The organism is Streptococcus vestibularis, assembly GCF_900636445.1.
Lineage (GTDB): Bacteria > Bacillota > Bacilli > Lactobacillales > Streptococcaceae > Streptococcus > Streptococcus vestibularis.
The window spans coordinates 759,485-781,724 of the sequence record NZ_LR134275.1 but is presented as its reverse complement, the minus strand read 5'-3'; the positions used below and the strand labels follow the sequence as shown (position 1 = coordinate 781,724).

Below are 22,240 nucleotides of genomic sequence, written 5' to 3'. Positions count from 1 at the left end.
TTGTCTTTCCTTAAGAATGAAGTAGCTACTCTTAGAGACGAGAGAACATTCGCATCAGAAAGAGATTAAACTGTACTTCTTTGGCGTAATAAATATTTCCACCATTTGTATAAAGCTTACCCCCACCATAATACATGGCAACAGGTTGATAATAAGTATAGGTTTTACCACTAGTGTTTCCTAGACTTGGAGCAACGACATCTTTAGAATAGGCATTTGCTAGTTCAACGGTGTTAACACCACCGTTATCAGCCACATAATCGATATAGGACTTACCAAAGTTATAAGCTTGTACTGCTGTCCAAGGATCCACCTTATGGTGGGCAGCTTCTTCCAGATTTTCCGACAGAACCGTCACCCCTTGACGAATACTTTCTTTTCGATCTGTTATGGAGTTGGTCACCCCTGTAGAACTTTCACTGGACTGCATCACGTCATCTGTCTTCCCCTTGGTTTCTGTGTAGATCATAGCCAGAACCAAATCGACATTGGTTGTATTTTCAATGTCGTCCTCAGCCAATACCTCCTTAACCATAGATTCATAGGTTAGGACATGTTGAATATTGGCATGGATTCGATAGCATTGGATACCTATGATGAGGACTACAACAAAAACCGCCAGACGTCTTATCCATTTAAACATATTATTTATTGATGATATCCTCGATATTTTTGATGAGAATAGAGTAGGTGCCATCAGGATTTTGAATAAACTCAACACTGTCAGCATCCTGATACACATTATTAGGCACGATTAACTCAATTCCGTTCGATAACGATAATTTTTGATTCTCCAATTTTTTAATTTGACGTGAATGGTCAATATCTGATACCGAAATAGGTTCAGGAATGGCCTCTTTGAGCTCATCAACGAAGGTCAAACGAGCTGTCAAATTATTATCAAAGAGCTGGTCTGCCAATTTTTCAGGTGATAACTCTTGGTCTTCTTCCAAATTATTGAAAATAGCAGATTTCATCTTTCCTTGGAAGTTAAAGTCATCCTGATTAAAATTCTCAGCAATCTTCTGAGCAGTATCTTCAACCATCTTAATCGATTTTTTGACAGATTGCTCAGGCTGGACCTGCAACAGATTTTCAGAGAAATAATTGGCAAAGCTTCCATTATGCTTGATTCGCTTTTCAATCAAATAATACTGCTTACTACTACGATTGATTACCAAAGCTTCATCAGGCGTCTGGGCAGCAGAAGGCAAATTATTTTGTGACAATTGAATAGGATGTTGGCTATCTCCCAAAGAATGAATCAAACTATCCTTAAGAGCAATACGCAAGAAAGCAAAATACTCTTGCCCTTCTTTGTCAAACTGAATAAAGACCAAATCATTGGTCTTTTGATCTTCAGAAATGACAAATTCTTCCTTCCAAAGTTGGGCAATCTTGACTGAACTTTCCATCAAATCATCTCCTAAATGACTAATGAAAACATTCTCTGTATCGAAATACCCTCGTTTAGCCTCATCTGAGAAAACCTTAGAGAGTTTCTTTCTAAAATACTCATCTAAACGTGGCGTTATTTCAAGAGGCCCTTCTGCTAAAACCAGCTCCGTATCATTTGGAGAAAACTGATGAATGATAATGCGTTTAATATATAGATCTAACATAATTTATTAATAGAGTGGGAAATCATCTGTAAGAACTTTAACGTCTCCACGAATGCGTTCCAAAACTTCAGGTTTATCGTGATTTTCCAAAGCTTCAACCATTAATTCAGCAATTTTACGGCTCTCAGCTTCCCCCATACCACGACTTGTAATAGCTGGACTACCAACACGAATACCAGATGTCTTAAATGGAGACAACTGCTCGTAAGGAATACCATTCTTATTCAAAGTAATATTAACTTCTTCAAGAACGTTTTGTGCAACCTTACCATTTTCAACAACTTTAGTCACATCAACCAAGAAGAGGTGATTGTTAGTGCCACCTGAGATAACACGGAAATCTGGATGTTGGTTGAAAACATCCGCCATGGCAGCAGCATTCTTGATAACATTTTCACCGTATTCCTTAAAGGCAGGGTCAAGTGCTTCTTTAAGAGCGACAGCCTTGGCAGCAATAACGTGTTCCAATGGGCCACCTTGCAAACCAGGGAAGACCGCAGAATTCAATTTCTTAGCGATATCTTCATCATCAGTCAAAATCAAACCACCACGAGGTCCACGAAGTGTCTTGTGGGTCGTTGTAGTTGTCACATGTGCATAAGGAACCGGACTTGGATGATGACCAGAGGCTACAAGACCTGCAATGTGAGCCATATCTACCATGAGGTAAGCACCTACAGCATCAGCGATTTCACGGAATTTAGCAAAATCAATGATACGTGAGTATGCTGAAGCCCCTGCTACGATAAGTTTTGGTTTCACTTCTTTTGCTTGAGCAAGGATAGCATCATAATCAAGAAGTTCACTTTCCTTATCAACATTGTAAGGCACAAAGTTATAGGTCTTACCAGAAAAACTAACTGGTGCACCGTGTGTCAAGTGACCACCCGCTGACAAATCCATTCCCATAACCGTATCACCTGGTTGAATCAAAGACATGTAAACTGCTGCATTGGCTTGGCTACCTGAGTGAGGTTGCACGTTAGCAAATTTTGCCCCAAAAAGTTCTTTGGCACGCTCAATAGCAAGAGACTCAACCACATCAATCACGTCAGTACCACCATAGTAACGTTTACCTGGATAGCCTTCTGCGTATTTGTTAGTCAAGAGCGTTCCTTGAGCAGCCATAACGGCTTTAGAAACCACGTTTTCAGAGGCAATCAACTCAATATTGTTTTGTTGACGTTCAGCCTCAGCATCAATGGCATTCCAAAGTTCAGGGTCAAATGCTTTGTAATCTTCTTTATCAAAAATCATAGAGGTCTCCTTTGAGGTCTAATGGGCTTTCAAACAACTCACCCACAAACAGTCGAAAGTTATCTCACTCTTTCTTAAGTCTCTGTTAGTCATTTTATTCTATGGTCAACTCTGGTAGAGCCGCCAATAGGTCATCTTTTGTTATTTTTCCTTGTCTGAGAATCCTAGCAGGTGAGACCGACAAATCCAAAATTGTCGAATCTACACCTAACAAGGCATTATCATCCCGATAGCCAGTCACCTGAAAATCAAATTGTGCCCTAATATCGTCGAAATGACGACCACTTTCCTTCCCAGACTTATTGGCTGATGGTCCAATCAAAGGCCCCTCAGCTTGAATCAACTCTCTAGTTACGGGATGGTTTGGTAACCGAAATCCAACCGTTGCCAATCCTGAATTAATCCATCTAGGTACTTGATCATTAGCTTTTAAGATGATGGTCAGAGGTCCAGGCAAAAAAGCATCGTACAATTGTTTCAAATACTTGGGTTGCTCCTTTGAATAGGAAAGGATATCTTCATACGAGGCTACATTCAAATTCATGGCTTTATCTCTAGGACGATTTTTCAGCTCATAAACATGGTTCACAGCACTCTCATCCATAGCCTTAGCAAATAGACCATAGACAGTCTCTGTAGGAAGAACAATGGCCTCACCATTATCCAAACTTTCTCTTAACTGTTTCTTACTTTTCATCATCCATCACGACCATTCTATCCTGTCCAAATTGATCCTTAAGGACACGCACATGCTTATCTGGAAAATGTAGTGACAAGAGCCTTTTCAAATCCAGTCCTTGCTTATATCCAATTTCAAAGTAGAGTTTTCCTTTTGGAGTTAAATACTTCGTTGCGTCCTCAATAATCTGTCTATAAATGGCTAGCCCCTCTTCATCAGCAAACAAGGCCATCTTTGGCTCGCTAGTCAAGACATTTAAACCAACTTCGTCCTTATCATTTTCAGAAATATAGGGAGGATTTGACACAATGATATCAAAACTACCAGAAATATTTTCGAAAACATCTGATTGAACAAAGCTGATGTCTACCTGATTTAGTTTAGCATTCTCTTTAGCAAGTACTAAGGCGTCAGCTGACAAGTCACTAGCTGTTACTTGCCAAAAGGGGCAACTCTTTTTCAGGGATACCGAAATAGCACCACTCCCAGTTCCGATATCAAGAATCTTGAGCTCTGAGCTAGGGTTTTCCGCCAAAATTAAATCCACTAATTCCTCAGTTTCAGGACGTGGAATCAAGACACGCTCATCAACCTGAAAACGCAAGCCATGAAAGTCTTCATAACCCAAAATATACTGAGCAGGCTTGTGATTCTTTAGTTGGCTGAATACATAAGCTAACAACTCTGCATCTTCCTCTGAAACTTCTTGACGCAATTGAAGAACAAAATGAGTCAAGTCCCACTGTTTCAAACCACGATAAACAAAGGAAAGGGCCTCTGGCTCTTCTCCAACAGCCTCAAGTTGCTTCTCATAGTCAGCCAGGACATCCGCTAAAATCATTTGTTAAGCTCTTCCAATTTTTGCGTTTGATCGTAAAGAACAAGAGCATCAATGACTTCATCCATTTTCCCAGCCAAAATCGTATCTAATTTTTGAAGGGTCAAACCAATACGATGATCCGTCACACGGTTTTGTGGGAAGTTGTACGTACGGATACGCTCTGAACGATCCCCTGTACCAACAGTAGATTTACGCTCAGCATCTTGTTCATCTTGAGCGATTTGTGCAAAGTGGTCCGCAACACGCGCACGAATAATCTTCATAGCTTTATCACGGTTCTTCTGTTGTGTACGTTCTTCTTGCATCTCTACTTTAATTCCAGTAGGAATGTGAACCATACGAACCGCAGTCGCAACTTTATTGACGTTCTGACCACCGGCACCAGATGCGTGATAGATATCGACACGGAGGTCCTTAGGATCGATTTCGTACTCCACTTCTTCAACTTCTGGCATTACCAAAACAGTTGCTGTAGAAGTATGAACACGACCTTGGCTCTCAGTCACAGGCACACGTTGCACACGGTGTGCTCCTGATTCATATTTGAGTTTAGAGTAGACTGATTGGCCTGAAACCATGGCAACCACTTCTTTGATACCACCGACACCATTATAAGAGGCTTCCATGACATCAAAGCGCCAACCTTGTGTTTCTGCGTATTTTTGGTACATAGCTAAAAGGTCACCTGCAAACAAGGCAGCTTCATCACCACCTGCAGCCCCACGGATTTCGAGGATAATATTCTTGTCATCATTAGGGTCTTTTGGCAAGAGAAGAATTTTCAAACGTTCTTCATACTCTTCTTTAGCGGCTTTGGATTCTTTGAGTTCTTCCTTAGCCATTTCTTCCAAGTCAGGATCACCGCTTGCTTCCTTAATCATCTCTTCAGCATCTGAGATACTTTGGATGACTTGCTTGTACTCACGGTAAACTGTCACAGTTTCACGAGTATTTGCTTCTTCACGTGACAACTCCATGAAGCGTTTAGTGTCTGAAACGACTTCAGGGTCACTGAGCAATTCACCCAATTCCTCATAACGGTCTTCAACCGCTTGTAACTGATCATAAATATTCATTTGTTATCTTTTCTCCTTATATAACTAATAGTCATTTTAGGCCTTATTCAAAGGGATTATGTTTTCGTGAGGTGGATTAAACCAGTGCTTTCGGCAAACAGAGATATAACTCTCGTGTCCTCCAATTTGAACTTGTGCTCCCTCATAAACTGGCTTACCATCTTCCATACGAAGAACCATGGTTGCCTTTCTCGAGCAATAATGACAAATGGTCTTAATCTCATCAATCTTATCAGACAAAAGCAAAAGGTATTTAGAACCTTCAAAGAGATTGTTCTGAAAATCATTTTTGAGACCAAAAGCCATCACTGGAATATCTAACACATCAACAATTCGTGCCAAATCATAGACATTCGCACGGGTCAAAAACTGAGCCTCATCAACTAAAACACAGTACGGTCGTGGATACATATTAGCAATGTAACCAAAAATATCCGTATCATCACCAATAGGATAGGCCTTCCGTTTCATGCCAATACGACTCGAGATATAGCCGACTCCATCTCGATTATCCAAACGACTGGTCAACAGTACTACTGGTTTTCCTTGTTCTTCGTAATTATGTGCAACCTTAAGAATCTCAATGGATTTCCCAGAATTCATGGTGCCGTAGCGAAAATAAAGTTGTGCCAAACCAGTCTCCTCTAAAATATGTATTGTACTTATTTTATCATAATTCCAAGCCTAAAAGGGAGGGAGACTGAACAAATTTTGAAAAAAGTTCGCCTCACTCCCTTATTTTTATGATTGGTTTGACTGATGTTCCAAATGGCTCAATCTTATCACCTTTATAAAGTTTTACCAGTCTATTTACTTCTTATGAATAGGCTTTAGCCAATCTATCAAGAAGTTCTGCTTTCTCCTCATCGCTAGCAAATGAAGCTTCGATTGCCGTCTTATTATGAGCATAAAAATCTTGTACTGAGCTATCAAAATGCTTGTGATAGAGTTCGTATTCCTTGGTTAAGTTTGTATCAGAAACGGTACGATTGTCCGTATTAATAGTAATATTAGCCCCTGCCACTTTCATTTTTAGATAAGGAAAATCAGCTACTGTAACGGCTGCCTTGGTCTGGAGATTACTTGTTAAACATAGCTCTCCTGTGACACCATTTTTAACAAACTCTTCCAGAAGCTCAGGCTCTTGAGCCAAGATTGTTGCATGGCCATTACGCTTAATTCCCATGGCAATTGACTCAGCCAAAAAGGCAGCGCATCCACATTCACCAGCATGGAAAGTCATCGGACGGTTGTAACTTTGGACTTGTTCAATCAGAGGTTTAATCGCTTTAGGTCCATAATGATGCTCATCTCCAGCAAAATCAAAACCAACAAAGTCACTATCTTCAACTTCATTTGCTTCATCAAGAATACGAGCTGTTAAAGCTTGATCTGATTGGCGCATACCACAAACCAGTGCCTTAGCAATAATACCAAATTCTTCTTGAGCTTGACGTAAGCCTTGACAAACAGCATCAATGATTTCAGCGACAGTCAACCCCTTATCCATTGACAATTCGGGAGCAAAACGCACTTCAATATAGATAACATTTTCAAGAGCAGCCTGTTTAGCGACATCATAAGCCGCAATGGTCAAAGCTTCCTTTGTTTGAAGCAAAGGACGAATGTAATCAAAAGCCTCAAGATAATCTAGGAGACTCTCACAGGTAGCCGGGGCTGTCACATGGTGTTTGAGCTCCGCATCGTCCTCAGGCAACTCAATCTGTGCCAAGTCAGCTAGGTGACGAATAGTTTCCAATGATAGAGAACCATCCAAATGGCAGTGTAGTTCTGTTTTAGCCAACTTATGAAAATCAATAGCAGTCATTCTTTTCTTCCTCTCTAAACAATATGTTTTTATCAGATAAAAATTAATTTTTACTATCTTATCATTCTTATAGAAAAAGTCAAGGTGTCGCGCTAATAGGACGTAGTAGATTCTTGAAATGCCATTAGCATTTTGTTAGGATGTAACTATCAAGAATACAAGGAGAAACTTTATGTCTGACTATATTTTACCAGAAGTTTGGGAAATTCCAACCTCTATGGGAGGTGCCTGGGGCGGCCTCAATCAACCTACAGCTGGTGCACGTTTTGAACAAACTTTACCTAAAGGTGACCAACCTTTCCAACTCTATACTCTTCCAACACCTAATGGTATCAAGGCAACTATCATGCTGGAGGAATTGAAAGAACTTGGTGTGACTCAAGCGGGATATGATGCTTATCGTATTAAGATTGGTGACGGTGACCAATTTGGCTCAGACTTTGTTGCAATTAATCCAAACTCAAAGATTCCAGCCATGATGGATTATTCTGAAGAACAACCGGTTCGTGTCTTTGAATCAGCTAACATCCTGCTTTACTTGGCTGAAAAATTCGGAAAACTCATTCCAACTGATCACGCAAAACGTACGGAAGTTCTCAACTGGCTCTTTTGGCAAACAGGTGCGGCACCTTTCCTAGGTGGCGGATTTGGTCACTTTTTCCACTATGCGCCTGACAAAATTGAATACGCCATCAACCGTTTCGCGATGGAAGCCAAACGCCAACTTGACTTGCTGGATAAAGAATTAGCAACCAAACCTTATATTGCTGGTGATGAATACACCATCGCTGATATCGCAATCTGGTCTTGGTATGGCCGTCTTGCTCAAGATAAAATTTGGGAGAAGGCTGGTATTTTCCTTGATGTTAAAGAGTACAAGCACCTTCAAGCATGGACTGAAAAAATTGCCAACCGTCCAGCGGTTAAACGTGGACTTGAAGTCGACTATAAAGATATCTAATTTTATAACGGTTTGCCTAGGCTAACCGTTTTTCTATTGTTTCATGATATAATAGAAACAAAATCACAAGGAGACATTCATGACTATATTTCAAGCTATTTTAGAAAAAATAAAAGCCTATGACACTATTATTATCCACCGTCACCAAAGACCAGACCCTGATGCCATTGGTAGTCAGGTAGGACTGAAGGAAATTTTAAAAACAAACTTTCCAGATAAAAAGGTTCTCGCGACTGGTGTCAATGAACCTACCTTGTCTTGGATTGCTGAAATGGATAAGGTAACTGACCAAGACTATGAAGGAGCGCTTGTTATTGTTACCGATACAGCCAACACTCCTCGTATCGACGACGACCGTTTTGATAAGGGGGACTTTCTTATCAAAATTGACCATCATCCTAACGACGATGCCTACGGCGATCTCCTCTTAGTTGATACGACTGCTTCAAGTGCCAGCGAAATTGTGACTGACTGGGCTCTCACTCTTGGTCTTTCCTTGTCAGATGCCGCTGCTCGTGTTCTTTACAATGGTATTGTTGGCGACACAGGTCGCTTCCTCTACCCATCTACAACTCCTAAAACACTACAAATCGCTGCTAAACTTCGCGAACATAACTTTGATTTTGCATCTATGGCTCGTCGAATGGACAGTTTTCCTTTCAAAATTGCTAAACTTCAAGGCTATGTTTTCGATAATCTTGAAGTTGATGAAAATGGTGCAGCTCGAGTTGTCTTGACACGAAAGATTTTGGATGAATTCAATGTCACTGATGCTGAAAGTTCTGCCATCGTTGGTACTCCAGGCCGTATTGATTGCGTCGAATCTTGGGCTATTTTCGTAGAGCAGCCTGAAGGGCATTACCGTGTCCGTCTGCGCAGTAAAAGTATTGTCATCAACGAGATTGCCAAACGCCATGATGGTGGCGGCCACCCACTTGCTAGTGGTGCCAATTCCTACAGCTTAAACGAAAACGAACAAATCTATCGAGAAATCAAGGATACCGTTGCCCATGCAACTCACTAATCGTCGTGTACGTCTCATGGGAACTGTGATTGACGTCTCTATCTATCATGAAGAACCAACCCCCCTGCTAGACCAGGTTGAAGCACTCCTACATACCTACAATAAGCGCTTCTCAGCCAATGACGACAGTTCCGAACTCATGAAAATTAACAAGGCAGCAGGCTTACATTCGGTGACGGTTCACCCAGAGCTTTTTGAACTTATTGCTCTTGGAAAATGGCATAGCTGCCAACCTGGAAGTCACCTTAATATTGCTATCGGACCTCTCATTCAGACTTGGCGAATTGGCTTTTCTGATGCCAGACTCCCCCTTCCTGAAGAAATCGCTCCACTCCTAGATATTATTAATCCCAAAGACATCGTTCTATCCGAGGAAAATCAAAGCGTTTTTCTCAAAGAAAAAGGGATGAAAATTGATCTTGGTGCTTTGGCAAAAGGTTATATTGCAGATCGTATAGCAGATTATCTCAAAGATGAAAATGTAACTAGTGCTCTGATTAATCTGGGGGGCAATGTCTTAACATTTGGACCAGCCTTACACAATCCTGATCAAAAATGGAGAATTGGTATTCAAAATCCCAAGGAGACTAGAAACACAAATCTTATGGTGCTTGCTATAAGAGACCAGTCTATTGTCACTTCAGGAATCTATGAACGCACTTTTGAGATAGATGGCAAAACTTACCATCATATTTTCGATAGTCAAACTGGCTACCCTGTCTCTAGTGATCTAGCTAGTCTTACCATCATTTCATCCCTCTCAGTCGATGGTGAAATTTGGACGACACGTTTATTTGGCTCAAGTCTAGAACGCATTTTCCAGGAAGTTAGTTCACAGCCAAATCTTGAAGCTATCATCGTTGATAAAGATAATCGATGCTTTCAGACAGGTGGCATTTACAAAATGCGAATTTCCTAAAAAATAGTAAAAAAGACTTGTCAAGAAGACCACCTTTTGATAAACTAAAATAGTTAAAAAAACTATGGTGCGGAAAGTACCATGGCAGAAAGGAAATATTTTAACATGAAAAAAGATATCCATCCAGATTACCGTCAAGTAGTATTCATGGACACAACCACTGGTTACCAATTCCTTAGCGGTTCAACTAAACACTCAAACGAAACAGTTGAATTCGAAGGTGAAACTTATCCACTTATCCGTGTAGAAATTTCATCAGATTCACACCCATTCTACACTGGCCGTCAAAAATTCACTCAAGCAGACGGACGCGTGGATCGTTTCAACAAAAAATACGGTCTCAAATAAGCAATATCTTGTTGTTAAACCATTCCGATTGGAATGGTTTTTTTGTATACTCTTGGATATAATCTATCTCTCCTACTCCCATCTTTATAAAAGAAAAAAACAGCTTCCATATGGAAACCGTTTAATCCTATTAACCTGCTTTACCAATAGCCAAAGCCCAGATAAAGAAGAGGGCAAATCCAAACAAGAAGATCAACCCTGCAATAGCAAGTCCTTTCAACCAAGTTGGAAGGTCTTTCTTCTCTTTAGTAACAAGTACGTAATTCAAAAGCGCAAAGAAAGGTGTTGTAAGGAATGAACCAATCATGGCAAAACGAAGCATTGTTGCTACTTGACCTTGGAAGAAGAAAATAATGATGAGACCAAGAATAGCTGTCAATGTCATCCAAACATTCAATGGTGTTTGATTTTTTTCTTTTTGGTTAAACAAAAGACGAAGAGAAATTTCGTTAACACGTGAGTAACCATCGATAACAGTAATTACAGTACCAAAGATACACAAGAAAGCAATAAAGGTAATCAAATAGCGTGACCACTCACCAAGTACTGAGGCATACATACCAACAAACTGAGCAATATACTTAGCTGATGCTGCTTCTACTGGTTTACCAGTTGGGTACTGGATAAGCGCACCTAGAGCTACAAAGAATACCGCAAGAATAGCTGTTCCGATGTAACCAACGTTAAAGTCAAAGAGGGCATCATCAGTGTTGAAATCAACAGTTTTCTTTTTCTCAGCTGACCAAAGTGAGTTAATAGCTGAAATTTCAATTGGAGCTGGCATCCATCCAAGAAGTGAAACGATAAATGGAAGGGCTGCTAGCTGCCAAGGTGTTTTTTCAACGAAGTCAGTACTGTACTCTGGATGTTTGATTGCTGCAATAATAACTGCTGCTACTGTTGCAATAGTCAAAGCTGACATGATCCATTTAGCCATGCCATCAAGAAGTTTGTAACCACCAAAGAGTAACATACCCCAAATGATTGCAACCAAAATGATTGACCATGTGGTAATACTCAAACCAAGCATTGGAAAGGCACTAGCAATGATGGCTGAACAAAGAATAGAAACTCCCGCAGTATTAACCAAGGCTGAGAAGACATTCAAAATGAAGAATACCCAAAGATAGAATTTACCTTTCTCAGCATAACCTTCAACAAGAGTTTTACCTGTATCTGCGGTATACTCAGCACCAAAACGGAAGAATGGGTATTTGAAGAGATTAGCCAGAATAACTAATCCTAACAAGGCCCATCCATAAGAACCACCCGCTTGGGTAGATGAAACGATGTGGGAACCACCTACGGCCGCCGAAGCCATTAGGATACCGGGTCCCATTGCTTTTATTTTACTACGCCAGGTAGACTGACTAGTTATACTTGTTTGTGACATAAGAGAATCTCCTAAAATGAATTTTCAGAATAATCTGAATTGATGTTTACCATTTTACACAATTTTTGGAATAATTTCAATAGCATTTCACATATTTTCTGAAAAATCGGCTCTATAATTTCTGTAGTGAGTAAAACCACTGTAGAGATTATAGAGCTTTTTGAATGCAGACAAAAAGTCCCATAAGAACTATAATGAAAAACGGCTAAACCATCATTAGGAAGAACTCATGAGATCTATTAAGAATACCACAGAGTTAAAGACCCTAACATCATTACTTCTCTTATTTTTGAAAAAGATATCTACATCGAGGTTCAAGCAAAACTGGAACACCGACTCTACTACATCTAAAGAAACGTCGCTTCCAGTGTAAAAATTGTAGGCGAATCATGGTAGCTGAGACATCAATCGTTGAGAAAAACTGCCAAATCTTCAATCTAGTCCGTCAAAAGGTTACACAACTCCTAACTGATATTGCCAGAAGGTTTCGTGTGTCGACGTCCGCTGTCTATCGTAAGCTTGACCAGTTTACTTTCAAGGAACATTTTGACAAACTCCCAGCTGTAATGTCCTGGGATGAGTTTGGGTTCAAGAAAGGTGACTTGGATTTTATCGCTCAAAACTATGAGACCAACGAGATCATAACCATCCTTGATAATCGTCGCCAAACCACTATACGAAACTACTTTTTGAAGTATCCATTGAAAGCTCGACAAAAAGTGCAGTTTATCACGATGGATATGTCTAGAGCTTATATTCCACTGGCTCGCAAACTCTTCCCTAACGCCAAAATTGTTCTTGATCGATTTCACATCATCCAGCACCTCGGTAGAGCTTTTTAAAAGACAAGAATTACCATTATGAACTAGTTTGATAAGAAGTCACTACCTTATCGAGCTTTAAAAAATCACTGGAGACTCTTCCAAAAGGACAGCCGTAAGTTATCTTGTAAATCATTTCACTCGAAGACCTTTTGTCAAACCTAAAACTCACATGAAGTCCTTGAGAAAACACTGCATTTTTCATAAGAACTCGCTAATTATTCTAACCTCTATCAACTTTAGGAAGCATATTTTCATCACTCTGAACATAAAAAAGAGAGGCTCTATAATTTCTGTAGTGGGTAAAACCACTGTAGAGATTATAGAACTTTTTAAGTGTACACAAAAAGTCCCATAAGAACTATAATGAAAAGCAACCAAACCATCATTAGGAAGAACTTATGAGACTTATTAAGAATACCACAGAATTAATCGGAATTAAAGACCAAAATATCATTATTTCACTTGTTTTCGAAACTGATACTCATATAGAGATTCAAGCAAAACTTGATTACCCTGCACCATCATGTCCTCACTGCCATGGAAAGATGATCAAGTACGACTTTCAAAAAAACTCTAAAATCCCTCTTCTCGAGCAAGCTGGAACTCCAACTCTACTACGTCTGAAAAAACGTCGTTTCCAGTGTAAAAATTGTAGGAGAGTCACGGTAGCTGAGACATCAATCGTTGAGAAAAACTGCCAAATCTCCAATTTAGTCCGACAAAAGGTTGCACAACTCCTAACTGAGAAGGTCTCACTAACTGATATTGCCAGAAGACTTCGTGTGTCGACGTCCACTGTCTATCGTAAGCTTGACCAGTTCACTTTCAAGAAACATTATGACAAACTTCCAGCTGTTATGTCCTGGGATGAGTTTGGGTTCAAGAAAGGGGAATTGGCTTTTGTGGCGCAGAATTATGAGACAAACGAACTCATAACCATCCTTGATAATCGCCGCCAAACCACTATACGAAACTACTTTTTAAAGTATCCATTAAAAGCTCGCCAACAGGTGCAGTTTATCACAATGGATATGTCTGGAGCCTATATCCCACTAGCCAAAAAACTTTTCCCAAACGCCGAAATCATTATTGATCGTTTCCACATTATCCAGCACCTTGGTAGAGCATTTTTAAAGACTAGAATTGCAACCATGAACCAGTTCGATAAGAAGTCACTACCCTATCGAGCCTTGAAAAATCACTGGCGACTCTTCCAAAAGGACAGCTGTAAGTTATCTCTCAACTCTTTCTATTCAAAGACTTTCCGCCAAACTTTAGCACCACATGAAGTTGTTGAGAAGACACTAGGCTTTTCAAAAGAGCTTACTGACTACTATACACTTTATCAGCTTTTGCTTTTTCACTTTCAGGAGAAGAGAGTAGACGAGTTTTTTGAGTTAATAGAGGAGAACATGAGCAAGGTCAATCACTGCTTTCAAACGGTCTTTAGAACTTTTCTTAGACACAAACAATACATCCAAAATGCACTAGAAACAGACTATTCAAACGCAAAACTGGAAGCTACCAACAAGTTGATTAAAGACATCAAACGGTTGGGCTTCGGTTTTAGAAACTTCATCAACTTTAAGAAACGTGTCTTCATCACTCTGAACATAAAAAAAGAGAAGACCTATCAGGTCCTCTCTAGATGTTAGCTTTTCGTCACCCACTACAGTTGACAAGGAGCGACTCTTTTTAGCTTATTTTGCTTTAACTTCGAAACCTTCTGCCACACCTTCAGCAAAGTTTTCTTCGATAATGCTAGCACAGTGATCACAGATAGTCGCGTTGTAGCTACGTTCTTTAGTAGTTGGATCAATACGACGACAACGGTCGCATACTTCACCTTCAGCACGTTCTACTGTGAATGAAACACCTTGGAAGCTTACAGCAGATTCAGGAACATCTTCTTCAGCAATTGTTAGAGCTGAAACAATCAAAAGTTGAGCAAGGTTAGTATTCAAACTTTCAAGAAGTTCTTTAACTTCAGCATCTGGATAGATAGTTAAATGAGCTTCAAGCGATTTACCAATAACTTTCTCATTACGAGCTTCTTCCAAAGCTTTTTGAGCTTGTCCACGGAAGTCCATGAAGGCATTCCATTTTTCAAGAAGTGCATCTTGATTTGCAAAATCTTCTGCTTCTGGCAACTCTGACAATTGAACATAGTCTTCATTTTCAAATTCAAGATATGACCAAATTTCTTCTGCAGTATGAGGAAGGATTGGAGTCAAGAGTTTTGTAATCTTAACAAGAATATCGTAGAAGACTGTTTGCATTTGACGACGTTCAAGTGATTCAGCGCTCTCAATGTAAACGACATCTTTGGCAAAATCAAGATAGAAGGCTGACAATTCAACATTAATAAAGTTAACCAAAGCTTTGTAAATAGTCAAGAATTCAAAGTTTGCATAGGCATCACGAATAGTCTTAACCAATTGGTTGAAACGAATAGTCATATATTGATCGACAGAGCGCAAGTCTTCGAAGGCTACTGCATCAGTTGTTGGATTGAAGTCAGAAGTATTAGCAAGCAAGAAACGAAGTGTGTTACGAATCTTACGATAAGATTCTGATACTTGGCTAAGGATATCCATTGAGATACGAACGTCATTGCTAGTATCTACACTTGTTACCCAAAGACGAAGAATTTCAGCACCAAATTGTTTCTCAACATCACTAGGCGCAATGGTATTTCCAAGAGATTTAGACATCTTTTCACCCTTACCATCAAGTGCAAAACCTTGAGACAAGAGTTGTTTATATGGTGCAACACCATGATTGGCAACTGAGGTGATAAGTGATGAGTTGAACCAACCACGGTATTGGTCTGAACCTTCGAGATAGAGATCAGCTGGATATGTTAACTCTGGACGGTTTACAACAACACCATTCCATGATGATCCTGAGTCAAACCACACATCCATAATATCATTTTCTTTAGTGAACTCACCATTTGGTGAACCTGGATGTGTAAAGCCTTCTGGAAGAAGATCTTTGGCATCACGTTCCCACCAGATAACTGAACCGTGCTCTTCGAAAAGTTTAGCCACATGTTCAATCGTTTCTTCAGTCATGATTGGTGTTTTATCTTCAGCATAGAAGATTGGGAGTGGTACACCCCAAGCTCGTTGACGAGAGATTACCCAGTCACCACGGTCACGAATCATGTTGTAGAGACGAACTTTCCCCCACTCAGAATGGAATTTAACTTTTTCAATCTCATCCAAAATCTCTTGACGGAATTTAGAAACAGAGGCAAACCATTGCGGCACTGCACGCCAGATGATTGGTTTCTTCGTACGCCAGTCAAATGGGTATGAGTGTGAGATTTCTTCTTTCGCAAGAAGTAAATCGCCGAGTTTTTCCATAACAATTGGTGCCACTTTATCGTAGAACTGACCTTCAAAATCAGGACCAGCATTTTCCATCATGATACCACGCTCATTAACAGTTACCGCAACTTCAAGGCCATTAGCGATACCTACATTATAGTCATCCTCACCAAAACCAGGGGCCGTATGGACGATACCTGTACCAGAATCTGTAGTAACGTGGTCACCAAGGATAACAAGCTCATCAACTTCTGTATCCCAAGGGTGTTCTGTAACGATTTGATTTAATTCATCACCACGGTAAGTATTAAGAACTTCTACTTCAGCCCAACCAAATTTCTCAGAAAGACTATTTAGTAATTCAGAAGCAACAATAAACTTACGAGTCTCTCCAGCAGGTTTTACAAGAACATACTCAATATCTGCACCTACAGTCAAACCACGTGAAGCTGTCACTGTAAATGGTGTTGTAGTCCAAACAACAATATAAGTATCAGTATCTAAAACACCTTTACCTTCTTTAACCTTATTGGCATAGTAAAGAGATGTTGAAACCAAATCATGATATTCAATCTCTGCTTCAGCAAGTGCTGATTCTGATGACCATGACCAGTATACAGGTTTCGCACCTTGATAGATATAACCCTTTTTAGCCATTTCACCAAAGACACGGATTTGGGCTGCCTCATAATCTGGTGTCAAAGTAACATATGGGTTATCCCAATCAGCCGAAACACCAAGACGTTTGAAATCTTCACGTTGTTTGTCAACTTGTGAAAGTGCATAATCACGACACATCTTAAGGTATTCAGCACGATCAAGTTCTTTACGTTTCACACCTTGTTTTGCCAACACTTGTTCAATTGGAAGACCATGCGTATCCCAACCAGGAACGTAAGGAGCATAGAAACCAGACATTGATTTTGAACGAACAATGATATCCTTAGAAATCTTATTCATCGCATGTCCAACGTGAATATTACCATTGGCATATGGAGGTCCATCATGAAGAGTGAAGTGAGGTTTACCTTGGTTCAACTCTTGACGACGTTGATACATCTTAGCATCTTCCCACTCTTTTTGCCAGAGTGGTTCTTTATTAGGAAGTCCAGCACGCATTGGAAAAGCTGTCTTACCTAGATTTAAAGTTTCTTTAAGTTTCATTATATCTCCTCTTTAATTTAATTCTACTAAATAAAAAGAGCCTTCATCAAAAAAGGACGAAAGCTCGTGGTACCACCTTAGTTTAGAGCACGTAAAATTGCTCCCTCAAATGTCCGTAAGGAGGACCTCCCTTCTAGCTTACTTATTTCAGTTAGAATGCTTGAAAATGATAACTATCCAAATAGGGAATGTGGGACTCACACCATCTCCCACTCGCTGTTAATATACTTGGTAAGTTGTATTTTTCTTATTCGCCAATATTTAATTTAAAAGTTTGTGTTTCATTAAGGTTGATTTCAACACTTGCTTCTGATTGCAAATCAATGTCCTCGTCTACAAGTGTAGAAGTTGGAAAATCAGCTACTTCACTTTCGAATGAATCTGCAATACCAAAATCTACTGGAATTGAAGTAATATCATTTGTTTCGTCAATATCTGGATTAGAGAAATCTTCAACTTGTTTATTGCTTTCAGCAACGCGACGTTGAAGTTCAGCCATTTCGTCAGGAGTGAATTGACGAGTTGCATCGAACGAAGCAGCATCATTTGAATCTGGAACATGTTCATCCAGCACTTTTTCAACAACTTCTTTAAAGGCAGCATCTGAGTTTTGAAGATAAATAGCTGTTGGTTGCAACAATTCCCCCCACTCTGGAGCATTTGCCAAGTTAAGTTGACCTTCAACTGCAGCCAAAAGACGTTGGTGGAAAACACGACTTTGACGTTTAAGTTCTTCAGTTTCAATGGCAACACGTTTTGCTTCATCTGTAGCATCACGAAGAATTTCAGATGCCTTAGATTTAGCTTCTTCAATCAAGTGTGTCGCATTAAAGTTGGCCTTGTTAATCAAGTTAGCTGATTCATCTGCTGCTGAAGCTTTAACTTTTTCAGCTGTTTCTTGAGCCAAGATAACTGACTGGCTCAATGATTCTTTCATTTCGTCAAAATAAGCCAATTTTTCTTCAAGCTCTTTTACACGAGTAGAAAGTTCACGATTGTCACGAACTAAATCTTCATAATCATCTACGATAATATCAAGAAATTCATCTACTTCTTGTTCATTGTATCCACGAAATTTAGTGGTAAACTGTTTATCTTTAATATCAAGTGCTGTGATTGCCATTACAGGCCTCCTTTATTTTTTTACCATTTCTTCAAACTCTTTTACATGAGCAACAAGTTCACGATTTCCATGAACTAAATCTTCATAACTATCTACGATAATATCAAGAAAATCATCTACTTCTTGTTCATTACAGATCTCCTCAAGTTTCATTAGCATCTCTGATGCTTTTCAATTAAATACCTACTTTTGTCGTCTTAGAAGACTGTCGATGACGACCTTAGCTTTTCCTGATTTAGAAATTCCTTCTTGTTGAGCTAGACGAAATCGGCCAAAACCTCTAACTGAAATCATATCACCAATAGATATTGTCTGATCAGCTTTCTCAATTTGCCTATAATTAAGTTTGACTTTTCCTGAAGCAATTAGCTTTAAAGCATTTGAACGTGATATTTTTAATACTGTAGCTAACACATTATCAAGACGCATACTAGAAAGCAAGACAAAAGATTGAGAATATTTTTCTTTATTTGAAATCCAATCATCTTTACTTGCTTCTCTAAGCGTAACCGAAACCTTACCGATTTTAGTAATAGACATTATTGCATAGCTGGCTAGATGAGAAGCAATATTAAATTGAACTCGGCCTTCTTCATCAAGAATGATATCTCCAAATACTTGACGTTCAAGACCAAGTTGATTGATCAGTGCGCCCAAAATTTTGGGGTGTATCAATTTATTAAATTGTCTAGCATAAGAAATTTCTAATCGTTTAATTTCAAAGTCATCTTCATCAAGCTCATAATAATCCGGTGCAAGAATCACTCTTCCATACTCTTCGTTATCAAAAGTTGAACTTACAAAGAATTTTAAATTATAGTAATTTGCTAAATCTTTGACAATCTGGATTTCACGAGGATTTAAGAAATCAGTCAAATAGGGGCTATACCGATCTTCAACTAATTGACAAAATCCCCTAACCTTTTCTAAAAAAAGACGTTCTTCTAACGAGTAATGCTGTTCAATATTTTTTTGTTCAAACATCAAAATAGGACAACCTTAAGAATACTAAGAGAGAAATTTAACAAAAGTATAATTGCGATAATTGAAAAATCAATACCAGCAAAAACCAAATTCAGCCTACGAAATGGCGCAAGAATTGGCTGAACAATTTGTCTAATAGTCTTCCCAAGAGCTGTATCATAAGCTCCTGGAAACCAAGATAACAAAGCATAGATTACAAGGAGTATCTCTACTAAGTTAACAATACGTGCCCAAATAACATATAGTAATACAGACATGGCTTAACGTCTCTTCATGTCGAAGTCGAAAGTAGCTTCTTGATTTCCATGAGTCAAACCAATCTCTTCGATGTCAACAACAACGTTGATTGGTGTGAGCAAGTACATGGAAGAACCAACTTTTTGTAAGTTTCCTGTAAGTACCTTACTAGCACCATCAATAAAGTCTAAACAACGACGAGCTTGTGCTTCTAACATATATTGAAAATCAATTAAAACACATTCATTTTCAATCAAAAGTTCTACAATTTCTTGAGCATCTTCATATTTTTTAGGATATTTAATTGCAATTGTAGTTTTAGTTATATTCATTTGTTGGGATCCCTGATTAGCTTGTGATCGACTCAAGGGTAAACTACGAAGGACTTGAGTTTCCTGTACGTCTGAATTGATATGTTGGCGACGAGGAGGGACTGTTGCCTGAGGACGTTCAGGTTTACGTTGCTGTCGAGGGGGTGTATGCCCAGTTTTCTGTACTTTAACTGGACGTTCTTTAGCCTCTTCTTTAGCAACATCTTCATAATCTGTTACTTCGTCGGTATCAAAATATGAAACAATTTTATCAATTGCATCTTTTATTGCCATAAGGTTATTCTCCGTTCTCTTTAAAGAATGCACTGCCTATTCTAACAAAGGTTGATCCATTCTGAATAGCCATGTCATAGTCTCGACTCATCCCCATGCTTAGTTGATCACAAGGAACATTCTTTATTTTTTTATCTTGAATTGATTGTCTAAGTTCATTTGTCTCAGCAAAAATCTTATCAAGTTCTTGAGCATTCGCATCAATTGGAGCCATAGTCATTAGCCCTACTATACAAATTTTATCAAGATTTGCAATGTGATTTAGAACTGTATCAAGTTCTTCAGGTGGAAAACCATGTTTCGACTCCTCACCTGAAACATTAACTTGTAGGAAGCAATTAATGGTATGATCCGCACGCTTTTGAATTTCCTCTGCCAATTTAACAGAATCCAAAGCATGAAAATAATCAACTAAATTAATAACATCCTTTACTTTTCGACGTTGTAAACTACCAATAAGGTGCCATGTCAAATCATATTTTTTTAATGCCTGATACTTATCTAAAAATTTATCAACACGGTTTTCAGCAATGTGTTTAATTCCCGTTTCAACCAATTCTTCAGCTATTTCACTTGAAACATACTTAGTTACGGCAATTATATTGACTTCTTCGCTAGAGCGATTAGCTTTTTCACATGCTTTTTTTACCGCTTGATAAATACCATTTTTATTATCTTCTATAGTCATCATTAACGGTTTTTAAAAAATGGTGGTGTCTCCAATTCATCGTCATCTTCAACATCACTTGAGAATGTAGACATCGTTAATTGACTATCAAGTTCACCTGTTTCAGGACGAGAAATATCATCACGTTTCAAATCCCAATGTCCAAAAGCTGACTGCTCTTGTTGAGATGCTGCCACAGCAGGACGAACTCCTGATTGTGACATTGAAGGTGTTTCATTGTAGTCTAAGTTCAGTTGACGTTCAAATGAAGGTTGAGAACCTGGACGTTGTTGTTCTTGAGCCACTTGCTGAGTAGGAACTGACGATTGTGAAGGAGCTGTAGTCACTTTACGTGGTCGGGCTTTCATACCAGATACCTTTTCAGCACGATCTTGACGAACCCCTGTTGCAACAACCGTTACACGAATTTCATCTTTCAAAGTATCATCGATTGATGTACCAAGCCAAATATTAACACCGTTACCAGCAGCTTGACCAACGATTTCAGATGCTTCTTCTGCCTCTGTAAGAGTCATATCAAGTCCACCAGTTACGTTAACAATAACATCTTCTGCACCATCGATAGTTGTTTCAAGAAGCGGTGAATAGATTGCTTTGCGTGCAGCTTCAACAATACGTTCTTCACCAGAACCAATACCAATCCCCATAAGCGCATTGCCTTTATTTGCCATAACTGTTTTCACATCAGCAAAGTCGAGGTTGATTAAACCTGGGTTGGTAATAAGGTCTGTAATCCCTTGTACCCCTTGGCGTAGGACATTATCTGCTTCACTAAGGGCTTCAAGAAGTGGAGTTTTCTTATCAACGATTTCAAGAAGGTTGTTGTTAGAGATAATAAGAAGAGTATCAACTTGCTCACGCAATTCTTGAATACCTTCAACAGCGAAGGAACCGCGCTTATTACCTTCAAATCCAAATGGACGTGTAACCACTGCTACTGTCAATGCACCCAAGCTTTTAGCAATACGTGCAATAACTGGTGCTGCCCCTGTACCAGAACCACCACCCATACCAGCAGTGATAAATACCATATCAGCTCCTGTAAGTGCCTCTGTAAGTGTTTCTTCACTTTCTTCAGCTGCTTTACGACCAACTTCAGGTTGACCTCCAGCACCAAGACCACGAGTCAATTTAGGACCTAATTGGATAACTGTTTCTGCTTTAGAAGAGCTGAGTGCTTGAATATCCGTGTTAGCTGCAATAAATTCAACACCAGCAAGACCTTCTTCAATCATTCGGTTGATGGCATTTCCTCCACCTCCACCGACACCGATAACTTTAATTACCGCACCCTGAACTGATGCGCTATCAAATGAAAAACTCATTTTATTT

19 protein-coding genes and 5 pseudogenes are annotated in these 22,240 nt (G+C 39.3%); 6 read left to right on the top strand and 18 right to left on the bottom strand.

The window, feature by feature from the left end:
* Window positions 1-31: 31 nt before the first annotated feature.
* From EL076_RS04010 to add, 8 genes are all read right to left on the bottom strand, one after another.
* The gene (locus EL076_RS04010) at window positions 32-643 is read right to left on the bottom strand and encodes a lysozyme family protein (RefSeq protein WP_126429337.1); all 612 of its coding nucleotides are present in this window, start codon (window positions 641-643) and stop codon (window positions 32-34) included.
* Window position 644: 1 nt separating this feature from the next.
* Entirely contained in the window at window positions 645-1,622 is a 978-nt protein-coding gene (locus EL076_RS04005; RefSeq protein WP_003093572.1) for a nucleoid-associated protein, read from the bottom strand.
* A gap of 6 nt (window positions 1,623-1,628) precedes the next feature.
* Complete coding sequence (gene glyA, locus EL076_RS04000; protein ID WP_003094383.1) at window positions 1,629-2,879, bottom strand: serine hydroxymethyltransferase; 1,251 nt, start codon at window positions 2,877-2,879, stop codon at window positions 1,629-1,631.
* Between the two features lie 94 nt (window positions 2,880-2,973).
* The gene (locus tag EL076_RS03995) at window positions 2,974-3,579 is read right to left on the bottom strand and encodes an L-threonylcarbamoyladenylate synthase (RefSeq protein ID WP_126429335.1); all 606 of its coding nucleotides are present in this window, start codon (window positions 3,577-3,579) and stop codon (window positions 2,974-2,976) included.
* Window positions 3,566-4,399, bottom strand: a complete 834-nt coding sequence (prmC, locus tag EL076_RS03990; protein ID WP_126429333.1) for a peptide chain release factor N(5)-glutamine methyltransferase — start codon at window positions 4,397-4,399, stop codon at window positions 3,566-3,568. The genes EL076_RS03995 and prmC overlap by 14 nt, the downstream gene beginning before the upstream one ends.
* Complete coding sequence (prfA, locus tag EL076_RS03985; protein WP_003097431.1) at window positions 4,396-5,475, bottom strand: peptide chain release factor 1; 1,080 nt, start codon at window positions 5,473-5,475, stop codon at window positions 4,396-4,398. Before prfA ends, prmC begins: the two co-directional genes overlap by 4 nt.
* A 36-nt stretch (window positions 5,476-5,511) precedes the next feature.
* Complete coding sequence (locus tag EL076_RS03980; protein WP_003093204.1) at window positions 5,512-6,108, bottom strand: thymidine kinase; 597 nt, start codon at window positions 6,106-6,108, stop codon at window positions 5,512-5,514.
* Window positions 6,109-6,292: 184 nt separating this feature from the next.
* Window positions 6,293-7,303: an adenosine deaminase gene (gene add / locus EL076_RS03975; RefSeq protein ID WP_003093576.1), complete on the bottom strand. Its 1,011-nt coding sequence runs from the start codon at window positions 7,301-7,303 to the stop codon at window positions 6,293-6,295.
* A gap of 172 nt (window positions 7,304-7,475) precedes the next feature.
* On the opposite strand from add, the gene yghU reads away from it, so the two are divergent.
* The 4 genes from yghU to EL076_RS03950 all read left to right on the top strand — a co-directional run bounded on the left by yghU (window position 7,476) and on the right by EL076_RS03950 (window position 10,555).
* Window positions 7,476-8,264 (top strand): glutathione-dependent disulfide-bond oxidoreductase, encoded by a 789-nt coding sequence (gene yghU, locus EL076_RS03970; RefSeq protein ID WP_003093646.1) that lies wholly within the window; start codon window positions 7,476-7,478, stop codon window positions 8,262-8,264.
* A 79-nt stretch (window positions 8,265-8,343) separates the two neighbouring features.
* Window positions 8,344-9,288: a DHH family phosphoesterase gene (locus EL076_RS03965; protein ID WP_003097433.1), complete on the top strand. Its 945-nt coding sequence runs from the start codon at window positions 8,344-8,346 to the stop codon at window positions 9,286-9,288.
* Window positions 9,275-10,207 (top strand): FAD:protein FMN transferase, encoded by a 933-nt coding sequence (locus EL076_RS03960; RefSeq protein WP_003093357.1) that lies wholly within the window; start codon window positions 9,275-9,277, stop codon window positions 10,205-10,207. The genes EL076_RS03965 and EL076_RS03960 overlap by 14 nt, the downstream gene beginning before the upstream one ends.
* A 105-nt stretch (window positions 10,208-10,312) precedes the next feature.
* Window positions 10,313-10,555: a type B 50S ribosomal protein L31 gene (locus EL076_RS03950; protein WP_003093591.1), complete on the top strand. Its 243-nt coding sequence runs from the start codon at window positions 10,313-10,315 to the stop codon at window positions 10,553-10,555.
* 130 nt (window positions 10,556-10,685) lie between these two features.
* On the opposite strand, the gene EL076_RS03945 is transcribed toward EL076_RS03950, so the two are convergent.
* The gene (locus EL076_RS03945; RefSeq protein WP_003093785.1) at window positions 10,686-11,948 is read right to left on the bottom strand and encodes an NRAMP family divalent metal transporter; all 1,263 of its coding nucleotides are present in this window, start codon (window positions 11,946-11,948) and stop codon (window positions 10,686-10,688) included.
* A 229-nt stretch (window positions 11,949-12,177) separates the two neighbouring features.
* Between EL076_RS03945 and EL076_RS03940 the strand changes: the two are divergent.
* Window positions 12,178-12,973, top strand: a pseudogene (locus EL076_RS03940) (ISL3 family transposase); the annotation flags it as partial.
* A gap of 197 nt (window positions 12,974-13,170) precedes the next feature.
* A pseudogene (locus tag EL076_RS03935) lies at window positions 13,171-14,420 on the top strand (ISL3 family transposase).
* A gap of 52 nt (window positions 14,421-14,472) precedes the next feature.
* Here the strand turns inward: EL076_RS03935 and ileS are convergent.
* The 9 genes and pseudogenes from ileS to ftsZ all read right to left on the bottom strand — a co-directional run.
* Window positions 14,473-17,271: an isoleucine--tRNA ligase gene (gene ileS / locus EL076_RS03930; protein WP_003094246.1), complete on the bottom strand. Its 2,799-nt coding sequence runs from the start codon at window positions 17,269-17,271 to the stop codon at window positions 14,473-14,475.
* Window positions 17,272-17,721: 450 nt separating this feature from the next.
* A pseudogene (locus tag EL076_RS03925) lies at window positions 17,722-18,394 on the bottom strand (DivIVA domain-containing protein); the annotation flags it as partial.
* 12 nt (window positions 18,395-18,406) lie between these two features.
* Window positions 18,407-18,547, bottom strand: coding sequence for a DivIVA domain-containing protein (locus EL076_RS03920; protein ID WP_003094392.1), 141 nt, complete (start codon window positions 18,545-18,547; stop codon window positions 18,407-18,409).
* A gap of 30 nt (window positions 18,548-18,577) precedes the next feature.
* Window positions 18,578-19,378: a YlmH family RNA-binding protein gene (locus EL076_RS03915; RefSeq protein WP_126430142.1), complete on the bottom strand. Its 801-nt coding sequence runs from the start codon at window positions 19,376-19,378 to the stop codon at window positions 18,578-18,580.
* On the bottom strand, window positions 19,378-19,635 hold the full coding sequence (locus EL076_RS03910) for a YggT family protein (RefSeq protein ID WP_003094075.1): 258 nt from the start codon (window positions 19,633-19,635) through the stop codon (window positions 19,378-19,380). The genes EL076_RS03915 and EL076_RS03910 overlap by 1 nt, the downstream gene beginning before the upstream one ends.
* A 3-nt stretch (window positions 19,636-19,638) precedes the next feature.
* A complete protein-coding gene (locus tag EL076_RS03905) occupies window positions 19,639-20,220 on the bottom strand; it encodes a cell division protein SepF (RefSeq protein ID WP_126429329.1) in 582 nt (193 codons plus the stop codon).
* A 4-nt stretch (window positions 20,221-20,224) separates the two neighbouring features.
* Window positions 20,225-20,908 (bottom strand): YggS family pyridoxal phosphate-dependent enzyme, encoded by a 684-nt coding sequence (locus EL076_RS03900; protein WP_126430141.1) that lies wholly within the window; start codon window positions 20,906-20,908, stop codon window positions 20,225-20,227.
* 2 nt (window positions 20,909-20,910) lie between these two features.
* Window positions 20,911-21,066: pseudogene (locus EL076_RS10555) on the bottom strand (cell division protein FtsZ); the annotation flags it as partial.
* Between the two features lie 179 nt (window positions 21,067-21,245).
* Window positions 21,246-22,233, bottom strand: a pseudogene (gene ftsZ, locus EL076_RS03895) (cell division protein FtsZ); the annotation flags it as partial.
* Window positions 22,234-22,240 lie beyond the last annotated feature (7 nt).